Raw genomic sequence first — 949 nt, forward strand, 5'->3', positions numbered from 1 at the left:
AGACAGCTGGTGCTGGTCGTCGCGGCCGCTGCCATGGCCATGGCCATCGGCGTGCCGCTCGGCATCTGGGCAGCGCACAAGCCGAAGGTCTACCGCGTCATGCTGCCGGTGCTCGACCTGATGCAGACGCTGCCGACCTTCGTCTACCTGATCCCGGTGCTGACGCTGTTCGGCCTCGGCAACGCGCCCGGCCTCATCGTCACCATCATCTTCGTCATCCCGACCGCGGTCCGGCTCACGCATCTGGGCGTCGTCTCGGTGCCGAAGTCGATCGTCGAGGCCGGCGAGGCTTTCGGCGCCACCAAGAGCCAGCTGCTGTGGAAGGTGGAACTGCCGTCGGCGCTGCCCACCATCATGGCCGGCCTGACGCAATCGATCATGCTGTCGCTGTCGATGGTGGTGTTTGCCGCACTGATCGGCGCCGGCGGGCTCGGCACCGAGATCAACCGGGCGCTCGGCTCGCGCCGCATCGACCTCGGGCTTGAGGCGGGGCTTGCCATCGTCGTTTTGGCCATCGTGCTCGACCGGATGACCCGCATCGCCGTTGGAGGCAAGAAATGACCGTCGCCGTCGATTTCAGGAACGTCGATATCGTTTTCGGCGCCGACCAGGCCGGATCGCTGAAGATGATCGACGCCGGCGCCAGCCGCGCCGAGATCCTCGAAAAGACCGGCAATGTACTGGGCTGCGCCGGCGCCAGCCTGACCGTGAACGAGGGCGAGATCTCCGTTCTGATGGGCCTCTCCGGTTCGGGCAAGTCGACATTGCTGCGGGCGGTCAACCGGCTCAACGTGGTGTCGCGCGGCCAGGTGCTGGTCAAGGATGGCGACAAGACCGTCGATGTCGTCACCTGCGACGAGGCGACCTTGCGGCGCCTGCGCCAGAAACAGGTGGCGATGGTGTTCCAGCAGTTCGGCCTTTTGCCCTGGCGCACGGTGGAGGAGAATGT

2 protein-coding genes are annotated in these 949 nt (G+C 66.0%); both read left to right on the top strand.

The features are described 5' to 3' along the window. The coding region (locus EN969_RS32920) for an ABC transporter permease subunit (RefSeq protein ID WP_127419830.1) at positions 1 to 561 on the top strand (561 nt) is incomplete at its 5' end. Beyond that, the coding region (locus tag EN969_RS32925) for an ATP-binding cassette domain-containing protein (protein WP_127419831.1) at positions 558 to 949 on the top strand (392 nt) is incomplete at its 3' end. The genes EN969_RS32920 and EN969_RS32925, both read left to right, overlap by 4 nt.

The sequence above is a fragment of the Mesorhizobium sp. M7A.F.Ca.CA.003.01.2.1 genome (genome assembly GCF_003998945.1).
GTDB classification, from domain to species: domain Bacteria; phylum Pseudomonadota; class Alphaproteobacteria; order Rhizobiales; family Rhizobiaceae; genus Mesorhizobium; species Mesorhizobium ciceri.